17 protein-coding genes are annotated in these 18,651 nt (G+C 72.7%); 10 read left to right on the forward strand and 7 right to left on the reverse strand.

Annotation, left to right across the window (positions count from 1 at the left end; all coding sequences use genetic code 11):
* Nucleotides 1–7: 7 nt before the first annotated feature.
* Together aceE and ACZ4VK_RS02890 are read left to right on the forward strand one after the other, a co-directional pair.
* The gene (gene aceE / locus ACZ4VK_RS02885) at nt 8–2,740 is read left to right on the forward strand and encodes a pyruvate dehydrogenase (acetyl-transferring), homodimeric type (protein WP_468347770.1); all 2,733 of its coding nucleotides are present in this window, start codon (nt 8–10) and stop codon (nt 2,738–2,740) included.
* A 125-nt stretch (nt 2,741–2,865) separates the two neighbouring features.
* Nucleotides 2,866–3,636, forward strand: coding sequence for a potassium channel family protein (locus ACZ4VK_RS02890; protein WP_468347772.1), 771 nt, complete (start codon nt 2,866–2,868; stop codon nt 3,634–3,636).
* Here ACZ4VK_RS02890 and ACZ4VK_RS02895 read toward each other — a convergent pair.
* The gene (locus tag ACZ4VK_RS02895) at nt 3,617–4,009 is read right to left on the reverse strand and encodes a peptidase inhibitor family I36 protein (RefSeq protein ID WP_468347774.1); all 393 of its coding nucleotides are present in this window, start codon (nt 4,007–4,009) and stop codon (nt 3,617–3,619) included. The genes ACZ4VK_RS02890 and ACZ4VK_RS02895 overlap by 20 nt on opposite strands.
* 162 nt (nt 4,010–4,171) lie before the next feature.
* Entirely contained in the window at nt 4,172–5,665 is a 1,494-nt protein-coding gene (locus ACZ4VK_RS02900) for an MFS transporter (RefSeq protein WP_468348825.1), read from the reverse strand.
* 222 nt (nt 5,666–5,887) lie between these two features.
* On the opposite strand from ACZ4VK_RS02900, the gene ACZ4VK_RS02905 reads away from it, so the two are divergent.
* The 7 genes from ACZ4VK_RS02905 to ACZ4VK_RS02935 all read left to right on the forward strand — a co-directional run bounded on the left by ACZ4VK_RS02905 (nt 5,888) and on the right by ACZ4VK_RS02935 (nt 13,417).
* Nucleotides 5,888–6,550 (forward strand): TetR/AcrR family transcriptional regulator, encoded by a 663-nt coding sequence (locus tag ACZ4VK_RS02905; RefSeq protein WP_468347776.1) that lies wholly within the window; start codon nt 5,888–5,890, stop codon nt 6,548–6,550.
* Between the two features lie 11 nt (nt 6,551–6,561).
* On the forward strand, nt 6,562–7,776 hold the full coding sequence (locus tag ACZ4VK_RS02910) for an alpha/beta hydrolase (RefSeq protein WP_468347778.1): 1,215 nt from the start codon (nt 6,562–6,564) through the stop codon (nt 7,774–7,776).
* Between the two features lie 74 nt (nt 7,777–7,850).
* On the forward strand, nt 7,851–8,789 hold the full coding sequence (locus tag ACZ4VK_RS02915; protein WP_468347780.1) for a DUF4429 domain-containing protein: 939 nt from the start codon (nt 7,851–7,853) through the stop codon (nt 8,787–8,789).
* 106 nt (nt 8,790–8,895) lie between these two features.
* The gene (locus tag ACZ4VK_RS02920) at nt 8,896–10,284 is read left to right on the forward strand and encodes a sensor histidine kinase (protein WP_468347782.1); all 1,389 of its coding nucleotides are present in this window, start codon (nt 8,896–8,898) and stop codon (nt 10,282–10,284) included.
* On the forward strand, nt 10,281–10,961 hold the full coding sequence (locus tag ACZ4VK_RS02925; protein WP_468347783.1) for a response regulator: 681 nt from the start codon (nt 10,281–10,283) through the stop codon (nt 10,959–10,961). The genes ACZ4VK_RS02920 and ACZ4VK_RS02925 overlap by 4 nt, the downstream gene beginning before the upstream one ends.
* Before the next feature lie 282 nt (nt 10,962–11,243).
* Entirely contained in the window at nt 11,244–12,224 is a 981-nt protein-coding gene (locus ACZ4VK_RS02930) for an alpha/beta hydrolase (protein ID WP_468347785.1), read from the forward strand.
* A complete protein-coding gene (locus ACZ4VK_RS02935; protein ID WP_468347787.1) occupies nt 12,221–13,417 on the forward strand; it encodes an acyltransferase family protein in 1,197 nt (398 codons plus the stop codon). Before ACZ4VK_RS02930 ends, ACZ4VK_RS02935 begins: the two co-directional genes overlap by 4 nt.
* 14 nt (nt 13,418–13,431) lie before the next feature.
* Here ACZ4VK_RS02935 and ACZ4VK_RS02940 read toward each other — a convergent pair whose 3' ends face one another.
* A complete protein-coding gene (locus ACZ4VK_RS02940; RefSeq protein ID WP_468347789.1) occupies nt 13,432–14,457 on the reverse strand; it encodes an aldo/keto reductase in 1,026 nt (341 codons plus the stop codon).
* On the reverse strand, nt 14,454–14,909 hold the full coding sequence (locus ACZ4VK_RS02945) for a MerR family transcriptional regulator (protein ID WP_468348827.1): 456 nt from the start codon (nt 14,907–14,909) through the stop codon (nt 14,454–14,456). Before ACZ4VK_RS02945 ends, ACZ4VK_RS02940 begins: the two co-directional genes overlap by 4 nt.
* Nucleotides 14,910–14,970: 61 nt before the next feature.
* Here ACZ4VK_RS02945 and ACZ4VK_RS02950 point away from each other — a divergent pair, with 61 nt between their 5' ends.
* Nucleotides 14,971–15,798, forward strand: coding sequence for a serine hydrolase domain-containing protein (locus ACZ4VK_RS02950; protein WP_468347791.1), 828 nt, complete (start codon nt 14,971–14,973; stop codon nt 15,796–15,798).
* Between the two features lie 7 nt (nt 15,799–15,805).
* On the opposite strand, the gene ACZ4VK_RS02955 is transcribed toward ACZ4VK_RS02950, so the two are convergent.
* The 3 genes from ACZ4VK_RS02955 to ACZ4VK_RS02965 are packed head-to-tail and all read right to left on the reverse strand — an operon-like array spanning nt 15,806 to nt 18,641.
* Complete coding sequence (locus ACZ4VK_RS02955) at nt 15,806–16,429, reverse strand: hypothetical protein (RefSeq protein ID WP_468347793.1); 624 nt, start codon at nt 16,427–16,429, stop codon at nt 15,806–15,808.
* Nucleotides 16,426–17,949: an ATP-binding protein gene (locus ACZ4VK_RS02960; RefSeq protein ID WP_468347795.1), complete on the reverse strand. Its 1,524-nt coding sequence runs from the start codon at nt 17,947–17,949 to the stop codon at nt 16,426–16,428. Before ACZ4VK_RS02960 ends, ACZ4VK_RS02955 begins: the two co-directional genes overlap by 4 nt.
* 8 nt (nt 17,950–17,957) lie before the next feature.
* Nucleotides 17,958–18,641: a response regulator gene (locus ACZ4VK_RS02965; RefSeq protein WP_468347797.1), complete on the reverse strand. Its 684-nt coding sequence runs from the start codon at nt 18,639–18,641 to the stop codon at nt 17,958–17,960.
* Between the last annotated feature and the right edge of the window lie 10 nt (nt 18,642–18,651).

Here is an 18,651-nt window from a genome sequence, read left to right on the forward strand (position 1 = left end):
GAAGAGCGTGGCTCCCGGATCCGATCGCAACCCGATCATCATTGGCGGCCTTCCCAGCCAGGTCCCGGATTTCGACCCGGAAGAGACCCAGGAATGGCTCGACTCCCTCGACGCGGCCGTGGACGAGCGGGGCCGTGAGCGAGCCCGCTACCTCATGCTCCGGCTGATCGAGCGGGCCCGCGAGAAGCGCGTGGCCGTGCCCGAGATGCGCAGCACGGACTACGTCAACACGATCGCCACCAAGGACGAGCCCTTCTTCCCGGGCAACGAGGAGATCGAGCGCAAGGTCCTCAACGCCACCCGGTGGAACGCGGCCGTGATGGTGTCGCGCGCCCAGCGTCCGGGCATCGGCGTCGGCGGTCACATCGCGACCTTCGCCTCCTCCGCCTCGCTGTACGACGTCGGCTTCAACCACTTCTTCCGCGGCAAGGACGAGGGCGACGGCGGCGACCAGATCTTCTTCCAGGGGCACGCCTCCCCCGGCATCTACGCCCGTGCGTACCTCCTGGACCGGCTGAACGACACGCAGCTCGACGGCTTCCGCCAGGAGAGGTCGAAGTTCCCGAACGGGCTCTCGTCGTACCCGCATCCGCGGCTGATGCCGGACTTCTGGGAATTCCCGACCGTGTCGATGGGCCTCGGCCCGCTCGGCGCGATCTACCAGGCCCGGATGAACCGCTACATGGAGGCGCGCGGGATCGCCGACACCTCCAGGTCGCACGTCTGGGCGTTCCTCGGCGACGGCGAGATGGACGAGGTCGAGTCGGTCGGCCAGCTCTCCATCGCCGCCCGTGAGGGCCTGGACAACCTGACCTTCGTGGTCAACTGCAACCTGCAGCGGCTCGACGGCCCCGTGCGCGGCAACGGCAAGATCATCCAGGAGCTGGAGTCGATCTTCCGGGGCAACGGCTGGAACGTCATCAAGCTGATCTGGGACCGATCCTGGGACCCGCTGCTCGCGCAGGACCGCGACGGCATCCTGGTCAACAAGTTCAACACCACCCCGGACGGCCAGTTCCAGACGTACGCCACGGAGACCGGCGGCTACATCCGGGACCACTTCTTCGGCGACGACCACCGGCTGCGTGCGATGGTCGAGGGCATGTCGGACCAGCAGATCCTGCACCTCGGGCGCGGCGGTCACGACCACAAGAAGATCTACGCGGCCTACGCGGCGGCGAAGGCCCACACGGGCCAGCCGACGGTGATCCTCGCGCAGACCGTCAAGGGCTGGACGCTCGGCCCGAACTTCGAGGGCCGCAACGCGACCCACCAGATGAAGAAGCTGACGGTCGACGACCTCAAGCGCTTCCGCGACCGGCTGCACATCCCGGTGACCGACCGGCAGTTGGAGGACGGCCTGCCGCCGTACTACCACCCCGGCCGGGACTCCGAGGAGATCCAGTACATGCACGACCGCCGCAACGCGCTCGGCGGGTACGTCCCGACCCGGGTCGTGCGGGCGAAGCCGCTGCCCCTCCCCGACGACAAGGCCTACGCGGCGGCCAAGAAGGGCTCAGGGCAGCAGTCGATCGCCACCACGATGGCCTTCGTCCGCATCCTGAAGGACCTCATGCGGGACAAGGAGATCGGCAAGCGCTTCGTGCTGATCGCCCCCGACGAGTACCGCACCTTCGGCATGGACGCGTTCTTCCCGAGCGCCAAGATCTACAACCCGCTCGGCCAGCAGTACGAGGCGGTGGACCGTGAACTCCTCCTCGCCTACAAGGAGTCGCCGACCGGCCAGATGCTGCACGACGGCATCTCCGAGGCCGGCTGCACGGCCTCGCTGATCGCCGCCGGTTCGGCGTACGCCACGCACGGCGAGCCGCTGATCCCGGTGTACGTCTTCTACTCGATGTTCGGTTTCCAGCGGACCGGCGACCAGTTCTGGCAGATGGCCGACCAGCTGGCCCGCGGTTTCGTGCTCGGCGCCACCGCCGGCCGGACGACGCTGACGGGCGAGGGCCTCCAGCACGCGGACGGTCATTCGCACCTCCTCGCCTCGACCAACCCGGCCTGCATCGCCTACGACCCGGCGTTCGGCTTCGAGATCGCGCACATCGTAAGGGACGGTCTGCGCCGCATGTACGGCCCCGAGGCCGAGGACGTCTTCTACTACCTGACCGTCTACAACGAGCCGATCCAGCACCCGGCCGAGCCCGCGGACGTGGACGTGGAGGGCATCCTCCAGGGCATCCACCGGCTCAGGCCGGCCGAGGCGGGCAGCATCCCGGCGCAGATCATGGCCTCCGGCGTCGCCGTGCCGTGGGCGATCGAGGCGCAGCGGATCCTCGCCGAGGAGTGGAACGTCCGGGCCGACGTCTGGTCCGCGACCTCCTGGACGGAGCTGCGCCGCGAGGCCGTGGCCGTCGAGGAGCACAACCTGCTCCACCCGGACGAGGAGCAGCGCGTCCCGTACGTGACGCGCAAGCTCCAGGGCTCCGAGGGCCCCTTCGTGGCGGTCTCGGACTGGATGCGGGCGGTGCCGGACCAGATCTCCCGCTGGGTGCCCGGGCAGTACACCTCGCTGGGCGCGGACGGCTTCGGCTTCGCGGACACGCGCGGCGCGGCCCGGCGCTACTTCCACATCGACGCCCCGTCGATCGTGCTGGCGGTGCTGACCGAGCTGGCCCGGGACGGCAAGGTCGAGCGGTCGGTCCTCAAGCAGGCCGTGGACCGCTACCAGCTGCTCGACGTGGCGGCCGCCGAGCCGGGCGCCGCGGGCGGCGACGCCTGAGCCCGTAGCCCCAGGCGGTGTCCTGCCGGTCGGTCCGGCCCGACCGGCAGGACACCTCGGAACTCCTGGTGAGGGCGGTAGGACCCTGGTCCTGCCGCCCTTCGGCGTTCTCTACGATTCCTTGCATGAAGGATCGCTGGGAAGAACGCACGCGGGCTCCGCTGCTCGTGCTCGCCGTGGCGTTCGGCGTCGCCTACGCCGTGCCGATCGTGGCTCCCGGCGCCGCACCCTGGGTGCACCGGCTGTGCACCCATGTCGAGTGGGCGGTCTGGGCCGCTTTCGCCTTCGACTATCTGGTCCGGTTGGCGATCGCCCCGGCCCGCTGGGCCTTCGTCCGCTCCCACCCCCTGGATCTGCTGGCGGTCCTGCTGCCGATGGTGCAGCCGCTGCGGCTGCTGCGGGTCGTGTCCACGCTCCTCCTCATGGGCCGGCGGGCCCGGATGGCCCCGCAGATCACGCTCACCACCTATGTGGCGGGCGCCGTCGTCGGCCTGATGATGTTCGGCTCGCTGGCCGTGCTGCACGTCGAGCGGGACGCCCCCGAGGGGAACATCAAGACGCTCGGGGACGCGGTCTGGTGGTCGTTCACCACGATGACCACGGTCGGCTACGGCGACCACGCCCCGACCACGGGTCTCGGCCGGGTCCTCGCGGTGGGTCTGATGCTGTCGGGCATCGCCCTGCTCGGTGTCGTCACCGCCAACATCGCGGCCTGGTTCATCTCCCGCTTCGAGCGGGACGACGCGGTGGAGCGGCGGCAGACCGAGCTCCTGGAGGCGCTGACCCGGGAGGTCCGGGAGCTGCGCGCCGAGGTGTCCCGGCTCTCCGACCCGGTGAGGGTGTCCACCCCGGACGGGCCCCCGGACGTCCCCGTGCCTACCGCTCCCACAGCTTGAACGCTCTGACCTCGTAGGGCGTCTGCGGCACCCATGTCCCGCGCCCCGGGTAGGTCTCGAACTCACCGGTCTCCGCGCACTCCGCCGACTGGTAGGTGGTGACCGGCCGGCCCGTGCGGTTGGCGAGGGACTGCGCCGAGGTGCCCGGTGGCAGGGCGACGCAGCTCTCGATGTCGGTCGTCGCCAGCTCGTGGGTCGCCGCCCGGCCCTTGAAGTCGGGCCTGGCCCAGAGGCAGAGCCGGCCGGGTCCGCAGGGCCCGAGGACGGTCCCGGACGGCGCGGCCGCCGCCGCAGCCACGGCCGGAGCCGCCGCCGGGGCCGCCAGAAGGGCGGTCAGGACGGCCGCGATGACGAGCACGGTCTTCGTATACATGCTGATGAACCCCCGTTTTGTCACTCTCCGTAATCAGGAGAATGGCGGAGGTCGTCGCCCGACGGAAGAGGGGCCGCCCCCGTTCACGCGAACGGGTGACGGCCCCCTACGGGAACCCTGAGGACCCAGAGGGCCCACAGGAGCCCCCAGGTCCGAGAGGCGTCAGATGTGACCGCCCATGCCGCCCGCCTCCGCGTTCTCGCCGCGCTTGGTCAGCGTGGCGACGAGGGCCGCGACGACAGCGACGGCGCCCGCGACGGTGAAGGCCAGGCCCATGCCGTCCAGGAAGGTGTCGTGGATGACTCCGGTGATCTGCTGGAGGGCGTCGGGGGTCATCCCCGGTGCCTGCGCCAGCTCCGGCGGGGCCATGCCGAACTCGGCGGCCTGCTCCAGCTGCGGGTTCACCGGCGCCTGGATTCCGGCGTCCTTCCAGTTCTCCTCGAAGGCGCTGGAGACCTTGGAGGACATGACGGCACCGAGCACCGCCGTGCCCAGCGCGCCGCCGACCTGCATCGCGGCCTGCTGCAGACCGCCGGCCACGCCGGAGAGCTCGAGGGGAGCGTTGCCGACGATGACCTCGGTGGCGCCGACCATGACCGGGGCGAGCCCGAGGCCGAGCAGGGCGAACCAGAGGGACATGGCGAAGGTGCCGGTACCGGCGGAGAGCGTGATCATGCCGAACATCGCGACGGCCGTGCAGACCATGCCGCCGACCAGCGGCACGCGCGGGCCGAACTTGGTGATCAGCGCCCCCGCCAGCGGCGAGGAGACGATCATCATCGCGGTCAGCGGCAGCAGGTGCAGACCGCTGTCGACCGGGCTGAGCCCCTTCACGCCCTGGAGGTAGAAGGTCACGAAGAACAGGCCGCCCATGAAGGCGAAGGCCATCAGGACCATGAGCACCACGCCGGCGGAGAGCGGCACGGAGCGGAACATGGCCAGCGGGATCAGCGGTTCCTTGACCTTGGTCTCCCAGAAGGCGAAGACCGCGAAGAGGAGCACCGCGCCGAGCAGGCAGCCCCAGGTCTTGCCGCCGGTCCAGCCCCAGGACTCCCCGGCCTTGATGAGGCCCCAGACGAGGGAGGCCATCGCGCCGGAGAGCAGCAGGATGCCGAGGATGTCGAAGGAGCGCGGCGCGTTCTCGGCGCGGTGGTCCTTGAGGATGACCAGGCCGAGGACGAGCGCGACGACGCCGACCGGCACGTTGACGAAGAAGACGGACTGCCAGCTGACGTGCTCGACGAGCAGGCCGCCGACGATCGGGCCGCCCGCCGTGGAGGCGCCGATGACCATGCCCCAGATGCCGATGGCCATGTTCAGCTTCTCGGCGGGGAAGGTGGCGCGCAGCAGGCCGAGCGCGGCCGGCATCAGCAGGGCGCCGAAGAGGCCCTGCAGGACGCGGAAGGCGATCACGGCCCCGATGCTGTGGGAGAGGCCGATCGCGGCGGAGGCGGCGGCGAAGCCGGCGATGCCGATGAGGAAGGTCTGCCGGTGACCGAAGCGGTCACCGAGCTTGCCGGCGGTGATCAGGGCGACGGCCAGCGCGAGCAGGTAGCCGTTGGTGATCCACTGGACCTGGGCGAGGGTGGCGCCGAGGTCGCTCTTGATGGCGGGATTGGCGATGGCGACGATCGTTCCGTCGAGCGCGACCATCATCACGCCCACGGCCACGCCGAAGAGGGTCAACCACGGGTGACCGCGCAGTCCCTTCGCCGGGCCCGATACGGGTTCCCGGGCGCCCCCCTGACCCTGCGGGGCCTTTTCCACGGTGGTCTGACTATTCATACGAACGAGGCTAGTGACAGTCACTGACAATTGACAAAGCGATTCACACGCCGGTAACTGTCACGTAGCTCACAGGTACGCTGAGCAGAGCAAATGCCCGAAAAGAGGACCCCCGACGTGACCCTGCCCGGCCTGCGCGAGCGGAAGAAGCAACGCACGCGCGACGCGCTGACCCGGGTGGCCCTGGAGCTCTTCACCGCCCAGGGGTACGAGCGGACCACCGTCGACGAGATCGTCGACGCCGTCGAGGTCTCCCAGCGCACCTTCTTCCGGTACTTCTCCTCCAAGGAGGAGGTCGCCTTCGCCGTCCAGCACATGGTGGAGGAGCGTTTCGTCCAGGTCCTCGGAGAGCGCCCGCCCGCCGAGGGCCCCTTCGACGCGATGCGGAACGCGGTGCTCTGCGCCTGGGACACCATCGGCGACGCCATCACCGAGGTCGTACCGGTCGAGCTGTACCTGCGCACCTTCCAGATGATCGAGTCGACACCCGCGCTGCTCGCCGTCCATCTGCGCCGCTCCACCGAGATGGAGGAGACGATCGCCCGGATCATCGCCGCGCGTGAGGGCCTCGACGTGGACGCGGATCCGCGCCCCCGGATCGCGGTGGCGGCGTTCAGCGGTGTGATGCGGGTGACCGCACAGCTCTGGGGCCGGGGTACGGACCAGAGCCTGGAGGCCATCCGCGCGCTCACCGAGGAGTACCTCGACCACCTCGGCCCGGCCCTCGCCCAGAGCTGGCGGCCACCGCTCCCGTAGGGTGGCGGCCCGTGACCTCCGCCGAAGCCGCCTCTCCCAGCCTGACGGTCGTGCGCGTCCTCCTCGCGCTCGCCGTCGTCCTGGTGCTCCTCGCGACCACCGGGTGGACCACGATCCGGCACAGCCCCGTGCCCGGACCGTCGCGCGAGGCCGCGCTCGCCGCCTGGGCCCGCGACCGGATCGACCACCGCCCGCTGCCGGGGCCGGCCACCCCCTCCCGTACCGTCGCCGCGTTCTTCGCCGGACTCGGCCACGCGCGCGCGTCCCGGCTCGCCGAACGCCACCCGCTCGTCGTCGGCAACCTCGACGGCGCCCCGGTCGCCCTGCGCTACCGGGCCAACCGCCTCACCCTCGGGCAGGCGCTCGCCGCCGAACGGGACAGGGTCGACGACACCCGGCTCTCCGCCGAGGGACGGCACGAGGCGCGGCGCCGGTTCGACCGCTTCACCTCGCTCTCGCGGCCCGGCCGGCAGATCCTCGCCTTCGACCCGACCGGTACGGGGCGGACGGCCGAGGTCCTCGGGGACCTGGAGCACGCCCGGCGCGTCTCCGTGATCGTGCCCGGCGTCGACACCAACCTCCTCACCTTCCAGAAGACCCACGGCCGGTACGGGGCTCCCGCCGGCATGGCCGAGGCCCTCTACACCGCCGAGCGGCACTCGGCGCCCGGCACCCGGACCGCCGTGATCGCCTGGGCCGACTACACGGCGCCCGCCGGCGTCGGCGTCGACGCGATGACCGGCCGGCTCGCGGAGGCGGGCGCCGACCGGCTCGTGCGGCTGACCGACGCGCTGCCCGGCGAGGCGCGCGTGGCGCTGTTCTGCCACAGCTACGGCTCCGTGCTCTGCGGGCTCGCCGCGCCCCGGCTGCCCGCCCGGGTGACCGACCTGGCCGTGGCCGGAAGTCCCGGGATGCGGGCGGAGCGCGCGGCCGAGCTCACCACCCGCGCGCGCGTGTGGGCGATGCGGGACGCCGACGACTGGATCGCCGACGTGCCCCACGTGGAGGTCGGAGGCATCGGGCACGGAGCCGACCCGGTGGCCCCCGAGTTCGGTGCCCGGCTGCTCTCGGCGCGGGGCGCGGCCGGCCACAGCGGCTATTTCGAGCCGGGCACGGAGAGCCTCGGCAACTTCGCCGCCCTGGGGGTCGGCGCCTACGACCGTGTGGTGTGCGCACGTGCCGACAGCGCTTGCCACAACGGAATATCCGGCGCGGAAGGGTCCTGACGCGCGTAGATCACGTGATGTCGGGACCTGTCACGGGGGCGACGCACGGGCACACGCCGCTTACGATGAGGCGTATGGGTGATGTGCTGGCCGGAATTCATGCCACCTGGGAGTTCGAGAGCGACGCGCTCGTCATCCGCTTCGAACGGGGGAACCGCACGCCGAAGCTCTTCAGCGTGCTGCGCGAACGACGCGTACCGCACGAGGCGCTGGCGTCCGTGACGCTCACGCCCGGGAAGCGGGGCACGGTCGTGCTGCACGCCGTGCCGAGGCCGGGTGCCGATCCCCTGATGGAGGCGGCCGCCGGGCAGCTCCCGGAACACTGCGATCCGTACCGCCTGGTGCTCCCCGCGGACCGGGAGACGCTCGCGGAGTACTACCGGGACGAGCTGCGGGCGGTGCTCGCGGCGCGGCGCCGGACGAGCGCCTGGGATCCCCTCGACGTCCCGGGCGCCCCGGACGACCTCCCACACTCCCCCGGTGACGTTCCCGACGCCTCGGAGGCCGTGGACGTCACGCCCGCCGACCGCTTCCTGGTGGCGCCGCCGTCGGGTCCGCGGTCCTTCAAGGCGTACGACGGGAAGGCGAGCTTCGACGGGCACGCGGAGGTCGCGTTCCGCTGGTCCTGGACGGGGGCGTCCTCCGAGAAGTGGAAGGCCGGCGACCAGGTGTTCCAGGTACGGGACCTCTGCGGGGTCGAGTGGCGCTCGCCGGACATCCTCGACGGGCACCTGCGGCTGCTGCCCCGGGGCGGCGAACCCCGGGCGTCGCAGCCGGACCGGGACCCGGCCTCCGTCGTCTTCGGCCTCGGCTACGGGCCGGTGCACCTGTCGCTGCCGTTCGCTGCGGCGGTCCTCGCGGCGATCCGCACCTCGGACCGCGTCCCCGCCCGTGTCGCCGCTCCCGGAGCGGTCGCTGAAAGGATTCGGCACCTGGGTGAACTGCACCGGGCGGGACTGGTGACGGACGAGGAGTTCTCGGCGAAGAAGGCGGAACTGCTCGCCGAGCTGTAAGGAACCACAGAGCACGGAGTCATACAGTCATACCCCGGTAGCAGGCCCGAGCCCGGTCCCCGGTATGACGTCGGGGGCCCGGACCGCTGCCTACCCTGGGCGGGTCATGGCTACCGAACCGCGGCACGAGCCGCCCACCCTCCGACGGCTCAGCGCCCGGACACGCGAGATGGTCCAGGGGCTCGGATCCGCGCTCACCACCCCGGCCACGCCCGGGGCGCCCCTCCTCTCCGACGCCTCCTGGCGCTGGGTGCGCCTGCTGCCGTACGTCCTCGCCCTCGCCTTCGTCGCCTCGCTCCTCCCCGTCACGGTCCACCTCCTCACCGGGGACTACGGCGTCAACGGCGCCCTCGCCGGAGCCATCGCCACCGCGCAGACCGCACCACTGCTGCTCGCCGTCGCCCGTCCCCTCCAGGCCTGGTGGATCATGTTCCCCGCCGGCGTGCTCGGCGCGATCGTCCTGCTCGCCTCCGACGGACCGCGCGCCCACCTCTGGCCCTGGCCCCCGCCGACGGTCATCGGCTACTGCGCCCTGATGATCGCGCTCGGCCTCCGCGAGTCCCGCCGGGCGCTGTTCGGCGTCTGGCTGGCGACGGGCGCCGCCGGGTACGTCATGGAGGCCTTCCGGCCCGACGGGTACACCAGCATCCACACGCTGCTGCTCGTCCTCACCGGAGTGCTGCTCCTCCTCACCTCGGCGATACGCGCGCGGAGCGACGCCCAGCGGCGGCTCGCGGAGCAGGAGACCATCAGCGAGGCCGAACGGGCCCGCCGCACCCTCCTGGAGGAGCGGGCCAGGATCGCGCGCGAGCTCCACGACGTGGTGGCCCACCACATGTCCGTGATCACCGTGCAGGCCGACTCCGCCCCGTACCGCATCCCCGAACTCCCGGAAGCGGCCCGCGAGGAGTTCACCTCGATCGCGGCGAGCGCGCGCGAGTCGCTGGCCGAGATGCGCCGGCTCCTGTCGGTGCTGCGCAGCGACGGCAGCGAGGGCGAGCGGGCCCCGCAGCCCGGCCTCGACCGGGTCCAGCAGCTGGTCGAGGCGACGGTACGGGCCGGGGTGCCGGCCGAGCTGCGGCTCGCCGCCGACCTCGGGGACGTACCGCAGACGGTGGACCTCTCCGCGTACCGGATCGTGCAGGAGGCCCTGGCCAATGTCGTCCGGCACGCGCCGGGGGCGCCGACCCGGGTGTCGGTCAGGGCGGACGAGGGATGGCTGACGGTCCTCGTGGTCAACGGGCCCTCGGTCGAACCGGGTTCGTCGGTCGAGCGGGGCGCGTCCGGCACCGGGCACGGGCTCGTCGGCATGCGGGAGCGCGTACGGTTGACGGGCGGCTCGCTCGACACCGGTCCGCTGCCGGACGGCGGCTTCCGGGTCGCCGCACGGATGCCGCTGACCCCGGACCCGGCCACGACGCCCGCCGGGCACCCCACGACCGCCTCGCCTGCCCCGACCTCCCCCACCGCCCCGACCGGCAAGGAACCCCAGTGACCATCCGCGTGATCATCGTCGACGACCAGGCCATGGTGCGGGCCGGATTCGCCGCGCTGCTCGCCGCCCAGCCCGACATCGACGTGGTGGGCGAGGCGCCGGACGGACGGCAGGGCGTGGACGTGGCACGGTCGACGCACCCGGACGTCGTGCTGATGGACGTACGGATGCCGGAGCTGGACGGGCTCGCCGCCGCCCGGGAGATCCTGCATCCGCCCACGGGGGTCACGCACCGGCCGAAGGTGCTGATGCTGACCACCTTCGACGTGGACGACTACGTGTACGAGGCGCTGCGCGCGGGTGCCTCCGGCTTCCTCCTGAAGGACGCGCCGCCGGCCGATCTCATCGCGGCGGTACGGGTGGTGGCGGCGGGCGAGGCACTGCTCGCCCCGTCGGTGACACGACGGCTCATCGCCGACTTCGCGGCCTCCCGGCCCGCACCGCGCAAGGACACCACGGCGCTGCGTCTGAACGGTCTCACCCCGCGCGAGACCGAGGTCCTCGAACTGATCGCCCGCGGTCTTTCGAACCAGGAGATCGCGGACCGTCTGGTCCTCGCCGAGCAGACGGTGAAGACCCACATCGGCCGCGTCCTCGCCAAACTGGACCTGCGCGACCGGGCGCAGGCCGTGGTCTTCGCGTACGAGTCGGGCCTGGTGACCCCGGGCACGCCCTGAGCCCGACGCGAGGCCCCGAGCCGCCGCGTCGCGCGCCCTGAGCCCGACGCCCGGGGCCGTCGTGGCCGTCGTGCCGGGACGCTCCCTGCCCCCGAGCCGCCGCACACACCCGCCACCCCCCGGGGGAAAACCCCACCCTTTCCCTGGTGTTGACCGCTCCTCCACCCCCTACCCGGGTATCAGCCCACGGTTGGCTCCCCGGTGTGACGTGCCGTCACCCGTCGTCTTCCTACCTTCCTCTCGCTGACGAACGAGCGAGAACCGGAGAGGGAGGGCGAGCCCATGCGCCGCTTTGCGAGGACCCTGACCACCGTGGCCCTGGTGGCCACCGTGATCGCCGGGACGGCCGGCTGGGCGTCCGGGAACGCCCAGGAGGCCGTGACCGGCGCCCCGGCCGGGACCGCGGAGTGGCGGGCCGCGGGGCTGCCGGACCCCGAGCGGACGAGCCCTGCCGAGGTCGCGCGCTTCTTCGCGGGACTCGACCCCGTACGACAGCGGGAGCTGGCCCGCACCCACCCCACGGTCGTCGGGAACCTCGACGGCGCGCCCCTGGCCCTGCGGTACGAGGCCAACGCCCTTTCCACGCGGGGGAGGTTCGGCGGGGCGCGGGTCCTGGCGCACGATCCGCGCGGCCGCGGTCAGGTCGCCCTGGTGTACGGGGATCTGGCGCGGGCCGAGCACGTGGCGGTGATCGTGCCCGGCTCCGACACCGACGCCGGCCACGTACGGCCGCTCGCGGACATGGCGACCGCGCTGCGCAGGGCGACCGGCGGCCGTACGGCGGTCGTCGCCTGGGCCGGGTACACCACCCCCGTCGGCGTCGGTCTCGACGCGGCCACCGGCCGGCTCGCCGAGGCCGGGGCGGGCCGGCTCAGCCGGTTCACCGACGGGCTCGCGGCCGTCGGCGCGGCCGAGCCCTCCGTGTTCTGCCACAGCTACGGCTCCGTCGTGTGCGGCCTCGCCGCCCACGAACTGAAGGCCAAGGACCTGGTGGTCTTCGGCTCCCCCGGGATGCGCGCCGCGAACGTGACCGAACTCGGGACCTCCGCCCGCGTCTGGGCCGCGAAGGATCCCACCGACTGGATCGACCGCGTCCCGAACGTCGAGTTCGCGGACCTCGGGCACGGCGCCGACCCGACCGACCCGTCCTTCGGGGCCCGCCGCGTCCCGGCCGACGACGCCACGGGCCACGGCGGCTACTTCGCGCCGGGCACCGCCTCGCTCCGTGCGTTCGCCGCGATCGCCGAGGGGGACGTCCGATGAACAGGCTCATCGAGAAGATCGAATCGGGCACCCCCGCCCACCGCGACCGGGCGATCGACGGGCTGCGCGCCCTGGCCCTGCTCGCCGTGCCCACCGGTCACTGGCTGCTCGGCGGCTTCACGCTCTCCTCCGACGGCGCCCTCCACAACGCGAGCCCGCTGGGTACCTTCGCCGGTCTCGCCCCGGTCAGCTGGGTCCTCCAGATGCTGGGGATCTTCTTCCTGGTCGGCGGTTACGCCTCGGTGCTGTCGTACCGGCGGAGGAAGGGGTCCACGGGCGAGTGGCTCAAGGGCCGGCTCGCCCGGCTCGGCCGGCCCGTCCTCGGGGTCACCGCCGTCTGGGCGGCGCTCCTCCCCGTGCTGCATCTCGGGGTCGGCGTGCCCGTGGACACCCTGCGGACGGCGTCCACGCTCGTCATCCAGCCGCTCTGGTTCGTGGGCGTGTACACGGTCGTCACCGCGCTGACCCCGCTGTGCGTGCGGGCCGCCCGCCGCCTCGGGGTGTGGGCCGCGGCCCCGCTGCTCGGCTCGGTCGCCGTCGTCGACCTCCTGCGGTACGGGCCGTACGCCGACGCCGTGCCGTCCTGGCTGAGCCTCCTGAACATCCTGCCCGGCTGGCTGTTCGCCTATCAGCTCGGCGTCTCCTGGGGCGAGGGCCGGGTCACCCGGCGCCACGCCTGGGGGCTGCTCATCGGCGGGGCCGCGCTCTTCGCCACCCTCCTGCTCGTCTTCGGCTACCCGGCCTCGATGGTCGGCGTCCCCGGCGAGGCCCGCACCAACTCGCACCCGCCGTCGCTGCTCGTCCTCGCCCTCGCCGCCGGGCAGAGCGGCGCGGCGATCCTGCTCAGGGACCGGCTCGGCGGGCTCCTGAAGCGGCCCGCGCTCTGGGCCCCGGTCGTGGTGGTCAACCTGTCCGCGATGACGGTCCTGTGCTGGCACCAGACGGCGATGCTCACCGCCGCGATCCCCGCCTCGTACCTCGGGGAGGTCCCGGGCCTGGTCGGAGCGCCGGACTCGGTCGGCTGGATCCTCGCCCGGCTGGCGTGGATGCCGGTCTTCGCCGGACTGCTCGTCCTGATCGGCCGGTTCGCCCGGGGCTTCGAGTCGCCGTGGACGCGGACGGGCCCGGCCCGCCGCACCTTCGCGGGGCTGCTCGCGGCGGGGTTCGCGGTCTTCGCGCTGGGGCTGGCATGACCGGGTGGAGGGGTTCAGACCTCGCGCGACGCCGACGTGAAGCGCATGTCCGGGTAGCGGTCGCCCGCCACCAGACCGGCGATCGGCTCCAGTTCGGCGAGTTCGGCCGCGGTGAGGGTGATCCGGGTGGCGGCGGCGTTCTCCTCCAGGCGGGCCCGCTTGCGGGTGCCGGGGATCGGGACGACCGTCAGTCCGTGCACGGAGGCCCGCTGCTGCACCCAGGCGAGGGCGATCTGCGCGGGCGTCGCCCCGTGCGCGGCGGCGATCTTCCGGACCGGGTCGAGCAGGGCGGCGTTCCGTTCCGCGTTCTCGCCGGTGAACCGGGGCTGGTACTGGCGGAAGTCGCCGCCCGACAGGTCCTTGGCGGCGTCCGCGAACGCCCCGGTCAGAAAGCCCCTGCCGAGCGGCGAGTACGGCACGAAGGTGACGCCGAGTTCGGCGGCGGCGCCGACGGCGCTGCGCTCCACGTCCCGGGAGAAGAGCGACCACTCCGACTGGAGGGCGGCGATCGGGTGCACGGCGTGGGCCTCGCGCAGTTCGGGTCCTGTGACCTCGCTGAGGCCGAGGTGGCGGACCTTGCCCTCCTTGACGAGTTCGGCCATCGCGCCGACGGACTCGGCGAAGGGGACCTCCGGGTCGCGGCGGTGCATGTAGTAGAGGTCGATGGTCTCGACGCCGAGGCGGCGCAGGCTGTCCTCCGCGGCCTTCCTGATGTAGGCGGGGTCGTTGCGGACGGCCCGGTGGGCCGGGTCGTCGGCGCGCCGCTCGATGGCGAACTTGGTCGCCAGGGTGACCTCGTCGCGGTGGGCGGCGAGGAAGGGGGCGAGGAACTCCTCGTTGGCGCCGCTGCCGTAGATGTCGGCGGTGTCGATCAGGGTGACGCCGGCCTCCAGGGCGGCGTCGAGGGTGTCGCGGGCGGCGGCCTCGTCGGTGTCGCCGTAGAACTCGCTGATGCCCATGGCGCCGAAGCCCTGGACGCCGATCTCGGGTCCGTCCTGGCCGCCGAGTCGTACGGTGTCGATCCTGGTCACGCTGGTCATGAAGGTGTGCCTCCGCATGCGGTCCCGTAATGGCCGATCTTGATGTCGAGCACGGCGAGCGTGTCCTGGAGCTCGGTGATCCGGGAGAGCACGTCCCGCCTGGTGGCCTCCAGGAGCTCCCGTCGCGCGTCGCGGGTGTGGTCGCCCTCGCGGACGAGCTCGGCGTACCTGACCATGTCGGCGACCGGCATCCCGGTCAGCCGCAGTTTGCCGACGAAGCCGAGCCAGCCCAGGTCCCGTTCGCTGAAGCGGCGCTGGCCCGTGTGCGAACGGTCGACGTGCGGCATCAGGCCGATGCGCTCGTACCAGCGCAGGGTGTGGGCCGAGAGGCCGGTCAGGGCGGCGACCTCGCTGATGGTGTAGTGCGCCCGGGTGCCGCCCCCGCCCAGAGCTGTGCCCGGGGTCGTACCCGGGCTCGGGGCCGTGCCGGTGGTCGTGCTCGTGCTCGCCATCACGCTCATGACCCCCACGCTAAAACGTTGGAGTGCACTCGAAGCAAGTAGGCTCGGCCGCATGCAGAGCAGCGTGCCGAGCCTGGCGTCGATCGAGAACTGGCCCGTCCCCACCGCGGCCGCCGCCGTCGTCCGTGCGGACGGCACCCTGGCCGGGTCCCACGGCCCCACCGGGCGACGGTTCCCGCTCGCCTCCGTCACCAAGCCGCTCGCGGCGTACGCCGTCCTCGTCGCGTACGAGGAGGGGGCGATCGACCTCGACGAGCCGGCCGGGCCCGAGGGCGCCACGGTCCGTCATCTCCTCGCCCACACCTCGGGGCTCGCCATGGAGGAGAACCGGGTCATGGCCGCGCCCGGCACCCGCCGCATCTACTCCAACGCCGGCTTCGAGGCGCTCGGCGACCATGTCGCCAAGGCGACCGACATCCCCTTCGCCGAGTATCTGCGCCAGGCGGTCCTCGAGCCGCTCGGCATGACCGCCACGTCCCTCGACGGCTCGCCCGCCAAGGACGGCGTGTCGACCGTGGACGATCTGGTGCGGTTCGCCGCCGAGGTGCAGGCGCCGCGGCTGCTCGACCCGCGTACGGTCCTGGACGCGATGAGCGTCACCCACCCCGGTCTCACCGGCATCCTGCCCGGTTACGGGCACCAGAGGCCGAACGACTGGGGTCTCGGCTTCGAGATCCGCGACGGCAAGTCCCCGCACTGGACGGGCGCCACCTCCTCGCCGCGCACCTTCGGGCACTTCGGGCAGGCCGGCACGTTCCTGTGGATCGACCCGGACGCGCGGGCCGCGTGCGTGGCGCTCACCGACCGCCCCTTCGGACCGTGGGCGATCGAGGCCTGGCCGCCGTTCACGGACGCGGTGCTCGCGGAGCTGCGTACCTAGGGCCTGCTCAGTCGTCGCAGCGGCTTGTGGGCAGTGTCCCGTCGGGGCCGGTGACCGATACGTCGGCCAGGCCGGCCGGGTGGTCCGCGTAGGCCGTCGTGCACACCAGCTGGCGGACGGCCTCCTCCGACAGCTCCCTGACGGGGAAGGGGGCGCGGAGCCTGAGCAGCCGGCGTGCCGAGGTGGTCGCGTCGACGGGCGCGACGTGCGGTCCTTCGCCGTGGATCGTCGGCAGGGCGGTGGTGATGCCGGCGGAGGCCTCGTGGCGCCGGGGTCCCGCGAGGAGCATGGCGAGGATCTTGTCGGTGGTGACGGCCCCCGAACGTTTCAGCTCGTCGGCGGATATCGCGTACCCCGGCCCGAATCCCTCGTAGCGGGCCGTGTCGGCCGTCGAGCCGTCCGTCGGGAAGGTGCCCGCCGGGTCGGGATGCCGGGGGTCGCGGGCCACCGGCATCGACCGGCCGTCGGGGCCGAGGAAGTAGAGGACGACCCGCTCGTCGGGTATCGGCGCGACGATGACGGTCGCGGCCCCGCCCGCCTCGACGACGTCGGTCTCCTGGATGCCGCAGCCGGACAGCGCCAGCAGGGCGAGCGGGCCGAGGAGGGCCGCGGCGGCCGTCCGGCGGTTCACCGTGGCATCCGTACGGTGAAGACGGCCCCGCCCATGGAGTCGTTGGCGGCCGTGACGGTGCCGCCGTGCAGCCGTACGTTCTCCAGGGTGATCGCGAGGCCGAGACCGCTGCCCGTCGAGCGGGTACGGGCCTGGTCCGCCTTGTAGAAGCGGTCGAAGACGTGCGGCAGGACGTCCGGGTGGATGCCCGGCCCCCGGTCGGCGACCTCCGTCACCAGCTCGTCCCCCTCCGCGTACAGCCGTACCGTCACCGGCGCTCCGCCGTGCCGCAGGGCGTTGCCGACGAGGTTGGCGACGACGACGTCGAAGCGGCGCGGGTCGAGCCGGGCTCTGATCCCCTCGGAAAGATACGGGACGACCTGCGCGGGATCGGTCCAGTGCCGGTTCTGGAGGGTCTTGCGGACGCAGTCGGCGGCGTCGACCTCGTCGGTGTGGAGCTCGGCGGCGCGCGCGTCGAAGCGGGAGATCTCCATCAGGTCCTCGACGAGCACGGCGAGCTTGCCGGTCTCGGCGCTGATGAGCCGGACGGCGCGGGCGGTGTCGCTGTCGAGGGACCCGGCGTCCTCGTCGAGGACCTCGGTGACCGCGAGCATGCCGGCGAGCGGGGTACGCAGTTCGTGCGAGACGTCGGAGGCGAAGCGGCGGGCGCGGGCCTCTGCGTTGCGGAGTTCCGCGACGGAACGTTCCAGCTCGGCGGCGGACTCGTTGAACGTACGGGCGAGGTCGGCGAGTTCGTCGCTGCCCTTGGCGTGGATACGGGTGTCGAGGCGGCCGCGCCCCATGCTGTGGGCCGCGCGGCGCAGCTCGCGCACGGGCCGGAGCACACCCCGCGCGGCGATCAGGGCGGGGATGAGGGCGACGGCGAGCGCGGGGAGCGCGCCGTCGCGGGCGGCCGCGACCATGGCCTCCACGTTGGCCTCCTCCGCGCCGAGGTCCATCACCGCGTAGAGCACGAGACCGGTGCGCTGGGGCGGCCCCTGGGCCGAGTGGGCGAGGAAGACGGCGGGGACGGCGATCGTGAGGTACGGGGTGCCGCCCTTGACCACCCGCTGGAAGCTGCCGTGCGGGATCGCCTGGTCGGCGGCGCGGGCCCGCAGCTCGGGGGTGATGACGGTGGAGGAGGGCCGGTCGGTGGAGGAGACGCGGACGTCGCCGTACTCGGCGTAGACGCGCCAGGGGCGGGGCTTGCCCTGGCGGGCGATCCGCATGAGGGAGTCCCGCAGCAGGTCCGGGTCGACGGGCAGCGAGATGTTGAGGGCCTCGACCTGCTCGCGGAAGGCGGAGACGGCGGTGTCCTGGGTCTGTTCCAGGATGGCGTTGCGGGCGGCCCGGTAGGTGAGGGCGGCGGTGGTGCCGCAGCCGACGGCGGCGACCAGCAGGAAGGCGAGGACGAGCCGGGTGCGGAGGCCGAAGGGGTGGAGGCGCAGGCGGGGGCCGCGGGCCCTGCGGCGCTCCGCGCGGCCGGTCTCCGCGCGGTGCCCGGTGTCCTCCGGCGCTTCGGCCTGGGGCTCCGGGCTCACGCAGGCCTTCACAGGGGTCCGAAGCGGTAGCCGAAGCCGCGCAGGGTCTGGATGTAGCGGGGTTCGCCCGGGGTGTCCTCGATCTTGTTCCGCAGTCGGCGGACACAGGCGTCGACCAGCCGGGCGTCCCCGTGGTAGCTGTGCTCCCAGACGTGTTCGAGGAGCTGCTGCCGGCTGAAGACCTGCTCGGGCGCGGCCGTGAGGTGCAGAAGCAGCTTCAGCTCGGAGGGGGCGAGGGCGACGCGCTCGCCCGCCTTGGCGACGGTGAGGCCGGCCCGGTCGATGGCGAGCTCCCCGTGGAACTCGACGGCGGACCGGCCGCCCGCGGGCTCCTCGATGCGGCGGAGCACGGCCCGGATCCTGGCCTCGATGACCTCGGTGCGGGCGGGTTTGACGATGTAGTCGTCGGCGCCGGCCTCCAGGCCGATGACGACGTCGAAGTCGTCGCCGCGGGCGGTCAGCATGATGATGGGCAGCTGGCTGTTCTCCCGGACCCGGCGGCAGACCTGGACGCCGTTCATGCCGGGCAGCATCAGGTCGAGCAGCAGCAGGTCCGGCCGGAACTCGCCGAGCGCGTCGAGTCCGGCCTCCCCGGTGGGCGCGGTCCGCACCTCGTGCCCGCGGCGGCGGAGTCCGAGCTCGACGCCCTCGCGGACGGAGGGGTCGTCTTCTATCAGGAGCACGCGGGGCATGGGTGGAGTA

It is taken from the genome of Streptomyces sp. NPDC028711 (assembly GCF_055565415.1).